Annotated in this window: 13 protein-coding genes; 12 read left to right on the forward strand and 1 reads right to left on the reverse strand. The window is 67.6% G+C overall.

Going from position 1 to position 11,905, the window contains the following annotated elements:
• Positions 1–33: 33 nt before the first annotated feature.
• The 12 genes from ACAM55_RS28855 (at position 34) to ACAM55_RS28910 (ending at position 10,898) form a co-directional block, all read left to right on the forward strand.
• The gene (locus tag ACAM55_RS28855; RefSeq protein ID WP_369656684.1) at positions 34–882 is read left to right on the forward strand and encodes a branched-chain amino acid ABC transporter permease; all 849 of its coding nucleotides are present in this window, start codon (positions 34–36) and stop codon (positions 880–882) included.
• The gene (locus ACAM55_RS28860; protein ID WP_369656685.1) at positions 873–2,651 is read left to right on the forward strand and encodes a branched-chain amino acid ABC transporter ATP-binding protein/permease; all 1,779 of its coding nucleotides are present in this window, start codon (positions 873–875) and stop codon (positions 2,649–2,651) included. Before ACAM55_RS28855 ends, ACAM55_RS28860 begins: the two co-directional genes overlap by 10 nt.
• Positions 2,641–3,348, forward strand: coding sequence for an ABC transporter ATP-binding protein (locus tag ACAM55_RS28865; protein WP_369656686.1), 708 nt, complete (start codon positions 2,641–2,643; stop codon positions 3,346–3,348). Before ACAM55_RS28860 ends, ACAM55_RS28865 begins: the two co-directional genes overlap by 11 nt.
• Positions 3,338–3,949 carry a cupin domain-containing protein gene (locus tag ACAM55_RS28870; RefSeq protein ID WP_369656687.1) on the forward strand — a complete coding sequence of 204 codons (612 nt, stop codon included), beginning with the start codon at positions 3,338–3,340 and terminating at the stop codon, positions 3,947–3,949. Before ACAM55_RS28865 ends, ACAM55_RS28870 begins: the two co-directional genes overlap by 11 nt.
• Positions 3,942–5,234, forward strand: coding sequence for a phosphopyruvate hydratase (eno, locus tag ACAM55_RS28875; protein ID WP_369656688.1), 1,293 nt, complete (start codon positions 3,942–3,944; stop codon positions 5,232–5,234). The genes ACAM55_RS28870 and eno overlap by 8 nt, the downstream gene beginning before the upstream one ends.
• 37 nt (positions 5,235–5,271) lie before the next feature.
• A complete protein-coding gene (locus ACAM55_RS28880) occupies positions 5,272–5,859 on the forward strand; it encodes an NADPH-dependent FMN reductase (RefSeq protein WP_369656689.1) in 588 nt (195 codons plus the stop codon).
• Positions 5,860–5,905: 46 nt separating this feature from the next.
• Complete coding sequence (locus tag ACAM55_RS28885; protein ID WP_369656690.1) at positions 5,906–6,913, forward strand: VOC family protein; 1,008 nt, start codon at positions 5,906–5,908, stop codon at positions 6,911–6,913.
• Between the two features lie 20 nt (positions 6,914–6,933).
• Positions 6,934–7,464 carry a carboxymuconolactone decarboxylase family protein gene (locus ACAM55_RS28890; protein WP_369656691.1) on the forward strand — a complete coding sequence of 177 codons (531 nt, stop codon included), beginning with the start codon at positions 6,934–6,936 and terminating at the stop codon, positions 7,462–7,464.
• A gap of 61 nt (positions 7,465–7,525) precedes the next feature.
• Entirely contained in the window at positions 7,526–8,146 is a 621-nt protein-coding gene (locus tag ACAM55_RS28895; RefSeq protein ID WP_369656692.1) for an ABC transporter substrate-binding protein, read from the forward strand.
• Positions 8,065–8,748, forward strand: a complete 684-nt coding sequence (locus tag ACAM55_RS28900; protein ID WP_369657496.1) for an ABC transporter substrate-binding protein — start codon at positions 8,065–8,067, stop codon at positions 8,746–8,748. The genes ACAM55_RS28895 and ACAM55_RS28900 overlap by 82 nt, the downstream gene beginning before the upstream one ends.
• Before the next feature lie 21 nt (positions 8,749–8,769).
• Positions 8,770–9,897 (forward strand): alcohol dehydrogenase catalytic domain-containing protein, encoded by a 1,128-nt coding sequence (locus ACAM55_RS28905; RefSeq protein ID WP_369656693.1) that lies wholly within the window; start codon positions 8,770–8,772, stop codon positions 9,895–9,897.
• Between the two features lie 14 nt (positions 9,898–9,911).
• Positions 9,912–10,898: a phosphotransferase family protein gene (locus ACAM55_RS28910; RefSeq protein ID WP_369656694.1), complete on the forward strand. Its 987-nt coding sequence runs from the start codon at positions 9,912–9,914 to the stop codon at positions 10,896–10,898.
• A gap of 25 nt (positions 10,899–10,923) precedes the next feature.
• Here ACAM55_RS28910 and ACAM55_RS28915 read toward each other — a convergent pair whose 3' ends face one another.
• On the reverse strand, positions 10,924–11,889 hold the full coding sequence (locus ACAM55_RS28915) for a C-terminal binding protein (RefSeq protein WP_369656695.1): 966 nt from the start codon (positions 11,887–11,889) through the stop codon (positions 10,924–10,926).
• Positions 11,890–11,905: the final 16 nt, after the last annotated feature.

Here is an 11,905-nt window from a genome sequence, read left to right on the forward strand (position 1 = left end):
ACCGCTTTTGCGGCTTCGGGTCAGGAGCTCACCATGAGCGCGACCCTGCTTGCCCAATCGGCCATTGGCGGCTTGCTGCTCGGTGGCATCTACGGATTGCTTGCCCTGGGACTCAGCGTGAGCTGGGGTTTGCTGCGCCTCGTCAACCTGAGCCACTTCGCCCTGGCCTTCCTGGGGGCCTACCTCACCTACCAGCTGGGAACGCAATTCGGCATTGCGCCGTGGTTGTCGGCGCTGGTCGTGGTGCCTGCCTTCTTCGTCGTCGGCATTGCCTTGCACGCGCTGTTCGTGCGCTTCCAGGTCAGCGAGTTCGCTTCGATGCTGGTCACGTTCGGGATCACCATCCTGATCGAGTCGCTGATCCAGTGGCTCTGGTCTGCGGACTACCGCAAGTTCGAGTCCGGCTACGCGCAGGCGTCGCTGCGCATCGGGCCCGTGTTCGTGCCCGTGCTGGAACTCGCCGCCTTCGCTTGCGCGGCGCTCCTTGCAGTCGCCGCGTGGGCCGGTCTGAACCGGACCCTGCTCGGCAAGGCGCTGCGCGCAGCCGCCCACGACGGTCCGATCGCGGCAGCCTTCGGCATCAATGCCAGGCGTCTTTCGTATCTGCTGGCCGGACTGTGCGCGGCCTCGGCCGGCATCGCCGGCGTGTTCATCGCGCTGACCTCGACGCTCGCGCCCTCCCAGATCGAAGCCTGGATCGGTGTCGTCTTCGCGGTCGTGATCATCGGCGGGCTTGCCCGGCCGCTCGGCGCCCTGGCGGCCGGCTGCCTGATCGGCGTCTCCGAGTCGGTCACCATGGCGGCGGTCAATCCGGCCTGGGCACCGCTGGTCGCCTTCTCCATCCTGATCGTCCTTCTGCTGTGGAGGCCCAGATGGCTCTGACCTCACGACAAGCGCGCGCAGCGGCGGCGGCAGTGGCCGGCCTGATCGCGCTTCCCTATGCGGGCGTTGCCGATTTTTACCTTTCGTACCTCTATGTCGTCTTCTTCTGGATCGCGCTGGCCACCAGCTGGGGCATCCTGAGCGGCTACTCGGGCTACTGGAGTTTCGGCCACGCAGCGTTCTTCGGTACCGGGGCCTATACGACGGCCACGCTGGCCGGCAAATGGGGCGTGCCCTTTCTGCTGACCGTTCCCGCGGCGGCGGCGATCGCGGCGGCGCTCGCGCTCGGCATCGGGTGGGTGGTGTTTCGCATCAACACCCTGCGAGCCGAGTTCTTCGCGCTGCTGACGCTCTCCGTGACCTACGTGCTGGCGGCCGTCATCTCCAACACGCCGCTCGACGGCGGCGGCGGGGTCTACCTGAGCAATGTCTCCATTCCGCAGTTCGGCACCACGGTGCCGGGGGCCATCTACCTCCTGGGACTTGCGCTGGCGTTCACCGCGCTCGCGGTCTCGCGCCGGATACTCCGCTCGCGCCTGGGGGCCGGCTTGCTGGCCATCCATGACGACGAGGACGTGGCGGAGGTCAAGGGCGTACCCACCCTGCACTACAAGCTCGTCGCCTTCGCCATCTCTTCGGCAATTGCCGGCGCGGCGGGCGCGATCCAGGCCGCCTACGTGGGCTACGTCACCGTGGGGGAGACCTTCTCGATCACAGTGCCGCTGTACGTCGTGCTCATGAGCATCCTCGGTGGCGCCCGCCATTGGGCGGGGCCGGCCATCGGCGCCACCTTGATCACCGTGGCGCTGAGCCTCTTCGTCGGCGGTGGGCATGCCGAGCTCGGCCGTGCCGGTGTGGCGCTCGCACTCGTGGTCGTGATCCTGGTTCTTCCCGAGGGCATCGCACCCAGCCTGTTCCGCCGCTTCGCTCGAGGCAAGAACGCTGCGCCCGAATCTGCATCGGCACCTGCGACCGCGAGCGAACCGGGCAACGTCGTCGTGATGAAGCCGCCGGCCGTCCATGCCGCCACGACCGCAAGGCCTTTGCTGACGTGCCGCGCGGTCGTGAAATCCTTCGGCGGCATCCGGGCGCTGCAAGGCGTCGATCTGCAGGTCGAGGAAGGCGAGATACTCGCGCTCGTCGGGCCCAACGGCTCCGGCAAGTCGACCTTGATCAACATGATCAGCGGGCACTTTCCGCTCAGCTCCGGCAGCATCGAGCTGCAAGGCGTGTCCATCGATGGCCTGGCGCCGCACGAGGTTGCGCGCCGCGGCATTGCGCGCACCTACCAGATCCCGCGCCTTTTCAATCACCTGACGGTGCTGGAGAACGTGCGGCTGTGCGCCTTCTTCGGTGGCGCACCGGACGCGGCCGGCGAGAGCCCCGATGAACTGGCCCGTCGCTGGCTCGCCTTCACAGGTCTCGAAGCCAAGGCCGACGTCCTGCCGCCCGCACTCAACCTGCATGAGCGCAAGTTCGTCGAACTTGCGCGCGCCCTGGCAGCGCGGCCGCGCCTGCTGTTGCTGGACGAGGTGCTTTGCGGATTGACCCCGACCGAAGTCGACCACGCCATCGCAATGATCCGCAAGATCAGGGCGGGCGGCACCACCATCGTCTTCGTCGAGCACCTGATGCGCGCCGTGGTCGCGCTCGCCGATCGCATCGCAGTGCTCGACCAGGGCACCTTGCTCGCACTCGGACTGCCCCGCGAAACGATGCAGGACCCCCGCGTCGTGGGCGCCTACCTGGGAACCGCCCATGCTGCTTGAAGTACGAAACCTCCATGTCTCCCATGGCGACGCGCCCGCGCTCTGGGATGCATCGCTCGACGTTGCCGCGGGACAGATCGTGGCCGTGGTCGGGCCCAATGGCGCGGGCAAGAGCACGCTGATCAACACCATCGCCGGCATCCTGCGCACGCGAAAGGGCGAGATCCGGATCGACGGCACCGACATCGCGAAGGTCCAGAGCCATCGCGTGTGCGAGCACGGCATCGCCATCGTTCCGGAAGGACGGCGCCTGTTCACGCACATGACCGTGCTCGAGAACCTCGAACTCGGCAGCTGGCGCGCCGACGCGCGGGCCTCGGGAGAAGGCTCGCTCGAAAGGGTGTTCTCGCTCTTTCCGATCCTCGGCGAACGCCGCCATCAGATCGCCGGCTCGATGTCGGGCGGGCAGCAGCAGATGGTGGCGATCGGCCGCGCGCTGATGGCACGTCCGCGGCTGCTCTTGATGGACGAACCCTCGCTCGGCCTTTCGCCGGCCGTGGTCGAGGACATGTTCCGGATCATCCGGACGATCAACGAGCGCGGCGTGGCCGTGCTGCTGGTCGAGCAGAACATCCACAAGGCGCTCGAGATGGCGCACCACGCCTATGTCATCGAGCAAGGCCGCATCGTGGCTTCGGGAAAGCAGGACACGCTACTCGGGAACCCTCGCATCCGGGAGGCTTATCTTGGCGTCTGAACTCTCATCGGGCGAGGGCGCACCGCTCGCCATCCGCCGCGTCGTCACCGGCCACGACAGGACGGGCGCATCCGAGGTGGCGCTCGACACCCGCGTGCCGCGTTCCCACGTCTTCCAGCACGTTCCGGGCATGGTGTCGCGCCTGGTGTGGGCGAGCGCGCCGGTGCCCACTCTGCCCTTCGACGGCCTTGATCCGACACCCTCCGTTGCCAACATCGTTCCCGCGGCGGGTGCCACGCGCTTCCTGATAGTCACGTTTCCGCCCGACAGCGTGTTTGTGGCGCGCGGCTTCGATCCGGCCGCTGCGGCCGCGGAAAACCTCGCAGTCAGCCCAGGCTTGGCCGAGTGCTTCGAGCCCGATGGCATGCATGCGACACCGACCGTGGACTACGCCGTCGTGCTCGACGGCGAGATCTGGATCGAGCTCGACGAGGGGCGTTCCACGCATCTTCGGCGCCATGACGTGGTGGTGCAGCACGGCACCCGCCACGCATGGCGCAACAAGAGCGAGCGTCCGGCGACGCTCGCCTTCGTGCTGATCGGCGCTTCGGCCGCGGCACGCAACGACACGCCATTCGACACAGGAAACACCCATGACTGACACAAGGATCACGCGGCTTCACGGGCGGCGCGTGTGGGATTCACGCGGACGGCCGACGGTGGAGGCCGAGGTCACTCTGGCCTGCGGCACCGTGGCGCGCGCCATTGCGCCCGCCGGTGCCTCCACCGGCAGCGGCGAGGCGCTCGAGCTGCGCGACGGCGGCACACGCTTCGGCGGGCTGGATGTCGCGAAGGCACTGGGCTCGATGCGCGAGATCGCGTCGTCGCTCGAGGGGCTCGATGCACGCGACCAGGTCGGAATCGATGCGCGCCTGGTGGCGCTCGACGGCACGCCCAACCGCAGCCGCCTGGGGGGCAACGCGATCGTGGCCGCATCGATGGCGGTGCTGCACGCCGCGGCGTCCGCGGCGGGGCAACCCCTGTGGCGCCATCTCGCCGGCGAGCGGCCGGTGCGCATGCCGCTGCCCGAAGTGCAGATCTTCGGCGGCGGCGCGCATGCCGCGCGGCGCGTCGATGTGCAGGACTTCATGGTGATGTGTCCGGCCGCCGGCAGCTTCAGCGAGGCGCTCGAATGGACCGCGGAGATCTATCTCGCCGCCGGCGCATTGATGAAGAAGCAAGGCAAGCTTCAAGGGGTTGCCGACGAGGGCGGCTACTGGCCGGCCTTCGATTCGAACGAACAGGCGCTGGACACGCTGATGCAGGCCATTGCCGATGCGGGCCTGCGCCCGGGCGAGCAGGTCGGCATCTCGCTCGACATCGCGGCCTCCGAATTCGGCCGTGACGGGCGCTACACGCTGGCGCTGGAAGACCGCAGCCTCGACACCGGCGAGATGAGCGCGATGCTCGGCCGTTGGCTCGACGCCTACCCGATCCTGTCGATCGAAGACCCGCTCGCCGAAGACGACGCGGCCGGCTTCCGGCAGTTCACCGCAGCCTACGGCGGCCGCTGCCAGGTGATTGGCGACGATTTTCTGGTGACCAACGCCGCGCGCGTGGCCGCTTCCGCAGCCGATGGCTGTACGAACGCGGTGCTGATCAAACCCAACCAGGCCGGCACCGTCAGTGAGACGCATGCGGCGCTCAAGGCCGGCAAGCAGGCGGGTTTTGGAACCATCGTTTCGGCGCGTTCGGGCGAGACCGAGGACGTGACCATCGCGCATCTCGCCGTCGGCTGGGACGCGGGCCAGCTCAAGGTCGGTTCGTTCTCCCGCTCGGAGCGCATGGCGAAGTGGAACGAGGTCCTGCGCATCGAGGAATCGCTGGGCCGCGACGCCGTGTTCAGCGGGTGGTCCGCATTGCCGTTTCGAAACCGCGCGCAATGAACGCCGCCCGTCACACCCCCCAAGGAAAGTCATCCCCATGAATATGATCAGGCTGGCAGGCATTTCAGGAAGTCTGCGAAAAGCATCCAGCAACACGGCCATTCTGCGCACGCTCCAGGCATCGCTGCCAGCGGGCGTGGAGATGGCGCTGCTGCCCCTCGACGGCATTCCCTCGTACAACCAGGATCTCGATGGGCCCGGGCTTCCGGATGCCGTGCGGGAGTTGAAGGCGACGATCGACTCGAGCGACGGCGTCGTGCTGTGCACTCCCGAATACAACTTCGGAATGCCCGGCGTCCTGAAGAACGCACTCGACTGGGCGTCGCGGCCGGCGTTCGCCTCTCCGCTGAAGGGCAAGCCGGTGCTGGTGATGACCAGCTCGCCGGCATTCACCGGCGGCGTGCGCGCGCAAGCCCAGTTGCGCGACACGCTCGGCGGCACCTTGTCGCGCGTGATCTCCAGGCCCCAGGTCGTCATCGCGGGCGTCAACGCAAAGATCGAAGACGGGCGGCTGGCAGACGCCGCGAGCCTGGCCTTCGCGCTCGAAGCCATCAATGACCTGATCGCCGAGATCGGTTTGCTTCGCGCGGCCCGAACTCCGGCGGCGCAGCCAGCCCACGGCTGAGCGGCAAGTCCTTTCCCCCTCAATCCAACCCTCCGCGAGGTTCCTCATGCTGCCCGCCGTCAATCTTCGTCCGCCGTTCAACATCACGCGTGCCAGTCACGTCGTCCTCCATGTCGCCGATCTCGCAAGGAGCCGAGACTTCTACGTCAACATCGTCGGGCTCGTCATCTCGCAGGAGGGCGAAGGCGTCTGCTACCTGCGCGGGCTGGCCGAAGCCTGCCACCACAGCCTGGTGCTGGTGCAGTCGCAGGCCGGCGAACAGACCTGCAAGCGAATCGGCTTTCGCGTCTTCTTCGAGGAAGACCTGGACAGTGCCTACGCGTTCTTCAAGGCCGAGGGCCTCGCTGCCGAATGGGTCGATGTTCCGCATCAGGGGCGCACGCTTCACGTGGAGGACCCGATCGGCACCAGGATCGAACTCTGCGCGCAGATGGAGACGCTGCCGCGCATGTACCTGAAGGTCGAGAGCTTCACCGGTGCGCATGCGCAGCGCCTCGACCACTATCAGCTGCTGGCACCGGACACCTACGCGCTGTGCGAGTTCTACAGCAAGCTGGGCTTTCGCAACTCCGAATACATCGCCCATGGGGACAAGCTGCTGGGTGCATTCATGTACCGCAAGGGCACCTGCCTGGACCTGGCCATCGTCCAGGGCCAGGGGCCCCGCCTGCACCACTTCGCCTACACCGTCTCTGAGTCGCACAACATCTTTACCGCCTGCGACCTGGCGGGCAACTACGGCTACGCCGCTTCGGTCGAGCGCGGCCCGGGCCGCCACGGACCGGGCGGGATGCTGTTCGTCTATCTGCGCGATCCGGACGGCCATCGCGTGGAACTCTTCAACAGCCACTACCAGACCATCGACATCGAGATCGAACCCGTCAGGTGGGAGGCAGCCTCGCTGAGCACCAATGTGCGCTGGGGGATTCCTGCCCCCGCCCGCTGGTACTTCGAAGCCACCGCCTTCGCCGGCGCCGCGCTCATCGAGCCGGCCGAGAAACCCAATCCCCAAACGCTGGAGAGCTACGCGCTGGCGCTCTCCATGCAGAAATAAAGACGAGAAAGGTCAACGCCATGGCACGAGTCAGATATCTCCAACGTTCGGACACCGACGCCGATCAAGCCCTGTTCGACAGGCTGGAACGTGAGCGCAAGGTGCCCACTGCCAACATCTTCAGTGCGCTGGCGAACGCGCCGCAGGCGCTGGACGGATTCATCTCCTATGCCAACACGCTGCGCGGCTCCAAGCTGCGCCCGAAGCTGCGCGAGCTGGCGATCCTCACCGTGGGCCACTGCACTGGGTCGGCCTACGAGATCGCGCATCACCAGTCGCATGGCCTCAAGGCGGGCATCAGCGCGGAACAGCTCAAGGCCGTGCCCGACTTCGAAAGCTCTGCGCTCTTCGACGACGAGGAGCGCGCCGTGATGGCGCTGGCGCGCGAGTCGACGCTGAAGGTCGACGTGAGCGAACCCACCTGGCGCAAGGCGGCCGCCTTCCTGTCCGAGCGCGAACTGGTCGAGCTGGTGCTCACGATCGGTTGGTACAACTCCGGCGTTCGCATCATGGGTGCTCTTGCCATCGAGCTCGAAGACGGATACCGCTAACAGCCGCCGCACGCCCGGCCGGCGCCGTCCGGCCGGTCTTCCGAAATTCCAGGAGACAACGATGAGCATCACCAGATTTCAACAACAGCGCCGAACCCTTCTTGCCGCGGCCGGCACACTGATGCTGGCCTATGGCTTGCCCGTGCATGCACAAGGTGGAGGCGGCGCAGAGCCGATCCGGGTGGGCGGCACGCTGCCCCTCACCGGGCCCCTTGCACCGGTCGGCGGCATCCACAAGGTTGCGGCCGAGGTGTTCGTCGATGCGCTGAACAAGCGCGGCGGACTGCTGGGCCGCAAGGTGGAGCTCATGCTGCTGGACGACCAGTCGCAGCCGGGCAATGCACGCACCTTGTACGAACGCCTCATCACGCGGGAAAAGGTCGACCTGTTGATGGGGCCCTATGGCACCAGCTCGATCATCGCGGCGATGGGCGTGGCGCAGCGCTTCAACAAGCTGTTCATCCAGAGCAGCCTCGGCGACCCGAGCCTGGCGCCTTATGAGATGCAGTTTCCGGCGCTCCCGCTGGGGCCGGAGCCGCGCCTGGCCGATACCGAGGTGCTGCTCGACGCCTATGCCAGCACCACCACGCCGCCGAGACCATCGCCTTCGTCACCAGCAAGTTTCCCTCGGCGCTCGACCTGGCCAAGGGCGGGCAGGAGATCGCGGCCAGGCGAGGCCTGAAGACCGTGCTGTCGCTCGAGTACGAGTTCGGAACGCGCGACTTCGGCGGCATTGCCGCGCGCATCAAGGATGCCGCGCCGGACCTGCTGTGGTCAGGTGCGGTCGGCCTCGAAGCGGGCCAGCTGCTCGATGCCATGAAGCGCATCGACTACCAGCCCGCGCGCCAGTTTCACCTGTTTCCCGCGCCAGGGCCGACCGTGTCGAATCCGCAGGCGGGCGGCCTGACCACGCTCACGTGGTTCGAGGACCACGCGCCTTTCACGCAGAACGCGGGCGCGGCCGAGTTCGTTGCTGCCTACAACGAGCGTGTGAAGGCCGCGGGCCTCGCGTGGCCGCACGTCGACTACCAGGCCGCGGCGGAGTTCGCGGCCTGGCAGATCCTGGAAGCCGCGGTCAAGGGCGTCGGCCGCCTCGACGACAAGGCCATGGCTGCATGGCTGCGCGCCAATCCGGTCGACACCGTGCTGGGCACGCGCCGCTTCGACGGCAAGTTCAACAGCGGCGCGGCCGACACCAAGATCAAGCAGGCACAGAACGGCAAGTGGGTCACCGTGTGGCCGCCCAAGTTTCGCCCCTCGGGTGCGGCATTCGTCGCCCCTTGAGTTTTTCAAAAAGAGGTTTTCATGAGCAGAACAATGACCGCAGCCCGGCTGCACGCGCTCGGCACGCCGATGTCGCTCGACACGATCCCGATTCCCAAACCCCGCCCCACCGACCTGCTGGTGAAGGTGATGGCATGCGGCATCGTCCCCAACATGGCCAATGTCATCAACAACTGGCCGACCTGGTTTCCGCACCAGCCCTTGCCGCGCTTCCCGGCCATCTTCGGGCTGGACGCCGTGGGTGTCGTCGAAGAGGTCGGCGAGGCCGTGATCAATGCCAGGCCCGGGGACCGCGTGTACGTGAGCCCGCTGCGCTCCTGTGGCTCCTGCAGCGCATGCCGTGCCGGCCAGCGCAGCCATTGCCGCTACTTCACGTTGAACGGCTACTTCAGCACGAGCCGCGACGGCCAGCGCATCTTCGACCTGTATCCGTACGGCGGCTTCAGCCAGTACATGACGGCGCCGGAGTACGCGATCGTCAACCTGCCGGACAACCTGAGCTTCGAGCAAGCGGGGCGCTTCGGCTATCTGGGCACCTCCTACGGCGCCTTGAAGAACGCGGGCGCCGGCCCCGGCCAGGTCGCGCTGATCGACGGCATCACGGGCACGCTGGGCGTCGCAGCCACGATGCTGGGCTTGGCCATGGGCCTGTCGCAGATCCTCGGCACCGGGCGCGACGAACGGCTGCTCGCCAGGATCAAGGCGCTGGCACCCGACCGCATCCAGGTGATGCGGCTCGGCGAGGGCTCCACCGGCGAATGGGCCAAGTCCCTCACGGGCGGGGAGGGTGCCGACTTCGCCATCAGCGCGTTGGGCGCGAAGGCGCCCGCGGCCACCATGCTCGACTCGATGAAGGGTGTGCGCCGCGGCGGCAAGGTGGTCAATGTGGGCGGCGTGGCGGAAGACCTGCCGATCGACGTGAAGTGGTTGATGGACGAGCAGATCCAGTTGATCGGGTCGAACTGGTTCACCACGGCACAGGGCCAGGAGATGGCCGAGATGGTTCGCACCGGCACGCTGGACCTGTCGTACCTGGAGCATCGCGCCTTCCCGCTCTCGCGCGTGAACGAGGCGATCTCCGGGCTGAAGGACCGCGACGGAGGTTTCAGCAACTACGTCGTGCTGCCCCAGGCAGTGGACGCGGCGTGAACGGCGCGGAATCCATGCTCGGCGCTTTCCTGGTGTCGCAGGGATTGGCCCGCGACGGGGAGCCGGCGCAATGGCACCCGCTGGCGGGCGGGGTGTCGTCCGATATCTGGCGCGTGGAGCTCCCGGGCCGATCGCTGTGCATCAAGCGCGCGTTGGCCAAGCTCAAGGTGTCCGCGGATTGGCAAGCCCCGGTGTCGCGCAACGCCTACGAGTGGGCGTGGTTGCAGTTCGCGGCATGCCACGCGCCCGACAATGCGCCGCGTCCGCTCGCCCATGATCCCGAGGCAGGGCTCTTTGCCATGTCCTTTCTCGCGCCCGAGGAGCATCCGGTGTGGAAGGAGCAGCTGATGGCCGGCGATGTCTCGGCGCGCGCGGCGCAAGCGGTCGGCCGTGTCCTCGGCGAGTTGCATGCGGCCAGTGCGGGCAGGGCCGAACTCGCCGCCGCATTCGATACGACTGACAACTTCCGGGCGCTGCGCCTCGAACCGTATTTTGCCGCGACGGCGCAACGCCATCCGGCGTTGGGCGCCGCGCTGACGGATCTGGTGGAACGCACGGCCGGGCTGCACATCGCACTGGTGCACGGCGACGTCAGCCCGAAGAACATCCTGGTCGGCCCCCGCGGGCCCGTGCTGCTCGACGCGGAGTGCGCCTGGTACGGAGACCCGGCCTTCGACCTGGCTTTTTGCCTGAACCATCTCTTGCTGAAGTGCCTCGTGCGCCCCGATCGTTGCGAGGCCTTGCTCGCAGCGTTCGCGGCGCTGGCCGGTGCCTACTTCGAGCAGGCGAACTGGGAACCGCGTGCGGAGCTGGAAGAACGCGCCGCCCGCTTGCTGCCCGCGCTGCTGCTGGCCCGTATCGATGGCAAGTCGCCGGTCGAGTACGTGAATGAAGAGGTCCAACGCGATGCGGTACGCGCGTTCGCCGTTCCGCTGGTGCTGCGTCCCGCGAGCCAGCTCTCGCACATCGCACGCGAGTGGGGCCGGGCAGCGGTTCGCTGATCCCGGCCTCCGCCGGGCGGCAAGGTTATCTTTGCGGCCCGGCGTTGCGCGGCTGCCGTGGTGCAACGCCCTGCAGCACCCGCACCACTTCCTCGGCCGCGCGCCGGCGCAGCTCGACCAGCGACGCATCCGACGAGAACGCGACATGGGGCGTGAGCATGGCGCCGGGATGGGTTCGGAGCTGGGCCGGAACCTCGGGTTCGGACTCGAGGACGTCGAGCGCGGCGCCGGACAGCTGGCCGCTGCCGAGTGCTTCGATCACGGCGTCCGTATCGACGACGCTGCCGCGGCTCACATTGATGAGGAGGCCGCCGTGAGGCATCTGCGCGAGCCGCTCGCGGTTGACCAGATGCCGTGTCGTTGCCGTCAGCGGCGCGTGCACGATCACGATGTCGCTCTGCGAGAACAGGGCGTCGAGCGTCACGCTCCGAGCGCCTTCGGCCTCGCCGGAAAAATGGGGATCGTGTGCCAGCACCCGGCAGCCGAACGCGCCGAGCTTGCGCGCGGTCGCGCGGCCGATGCGCCCGAAGCCGACGATGCCGCAGGTGAGCGCGGCGAGCCGGCGCAGCCTCGCCGTCGCGGGGTCCCAGCGGCCGGCACGTACTTCGCGGTCGAAGCGGACCAGGCCGCGCGTCCATGCGAGCGCGAAGCCGACCGCATGGTCCGACACTTCCTCCACGCAATAGTCCGGCACGTTGGTGACCCAGATGCCCCGCGCGCTCGCGGCATCGACTGCGATGTTGTCGAGCCCCACGCCAAGCCTGGCGACGATCTGGAGTTCCGGCGCGGCAGCGATGGCGTCAGCCGACACAGGGGCCCAGCAGGTCAGGATGGCCGATGGCTGGTGCCCGCGCGCCAGCGCTTCGATGCCCTCCGCAGGCAACGGCGTGGCCGGGCCGCTCACGAGGCGCATGCCGGCGGCTTCGACGATGCTCCGCTCGATGCTGTCGTCGGGCCAGGCGTAGTCGGTGAGCAGGACAGTGTGGTTCATTGTGAGATGGGGATAG

This window comes from Variovorax sp. V213 (genome assembly GCF_041154455.1).
GTDB lineage: Bacteria > Pseudomonadota > Gammaproteobacteria > Burkholderiales > Burkholderiaceae_C > Variovorax.

Coding starts and splice junctions, on each gene's coding strand:
- ACAM55_RS28855 (WP_369656684.1), top strand. CDS start 34: ATGAGCGCGACCCTGCTTGCCCAATCGGCCATTGGCGGCTTGCTGCTC.
- ACAM55_RS28860 (WP_369656685.1), top strand. CDS start 873: ATGGCTCTGACCTCACGACAAGCGCGCGCAGCGGCGGCGGCAGTGGCC.
- ACAM55_RS28865 (WP_369656686.1), top strand. CDS start 2,641: ATGCTGCTTGAAGTACGAAACCTCCATGTCTCCCATGGCGACGCGCCC.
- eno (WP_369656688.1), top strand. CDS start 3,942: ATGACTGACACAAGGATCACGCGGCTTCACGGGCGGCGCGTGTGGGAT.
- ACAM55_RS28880 (WP_369656689.1), top strand. CDS start 5,272: ATGAATATGATCAGGCTGGCAGGCATTTCAGGAAGTCTGCGAAAAGCA.
- ACAM55_RS28885 (WP_369656690.1), top strand. CDS start 5,906: ATGCTGCCCGCCGTCAATCTTCGTCCGCCGTTCAACATCACGCGTGCC.
- ACAM55_RS28890 (WP_369656691.1), top strand. CDS start 6,934: ATGGCACGAGTCAGATATCTCCAACGTTCGGACACCGACGCCGATCAA.
- ACAM55_RS28895 (WP_369656692.1), top strand. CDS start 7,526: ATGAGCATCACCAGATTTCAACAACAGCGCCGAACCCTTCTTGCCGCG.
- ACAM55_RS28905 (WP_369656693.1), top strand. CDS start 8,770: ATGAGCAGAACAATGACCGCAGCCCGGCTGCACGCGCTCGGCACGCCG.
- ACAM55_RS28910 (WP_369656694.1), top strand. CDS start 9,912: ATGCTCGGCGCTTTCCTGGTGTCGCAGGGATTGGCCCGCGACGGGGAG.
- ACAM55_RS28915 (WP_369656695.1), bottom strand. CDS start 11,889: ATGAACCACACTGTCCTGCTCACCGACTACGCCTGGCCCGACGACAGC.